The sequence below is a fragment of the Desulfocastanea catecholica genome, assembly GCF_054657295.1.
This window is the reverse complement of record NZ_BAAHYZ010000193.1, coordinates 1-232: the sequence shown is the minus strand read 5'-3', so window position 1 is coordinate 232 and position 232 is coordinate 1. Positions and strand designations below refer to the sequence as shown.

1 protein-coding gene is annotated in these 232 nt (G+C 55.2%); it reads left to right on the top strand.

Translation table 11 applies throughout. The features are described 5' to 3' along the window. Window positions 1-232, top strand: a 232-nt coding sequence (locus tag ACYQ8U_RS23480) for a putative Ig domain-containing protein (RefSeq protein ID WP_459947962.1), incomplete at both ends; no start/stop codon positions are given.

Below are 232 nucleotides of genomic sequence, written 5' to 3'. Positions count from 1 at the left end.
GGCACCGCCGGTCACGTCAGTAGCAGGTGCAACATATCAATATGATGTAGATGCGACAGGTCTCCCAGTTCCCAGCTATATTCTCAATAGTGGTCCTGAGGGCATGACCATCGACCGGGTGAGCGGACTGCTGCAATGGGTCCCTGATGCACCCGGCAGTTTTGCGGTGACGGTGAGTGCCCAGAACTCTGAGGGTGTCGACAGCCAGACATTTACCATCAATGTTGCAGAG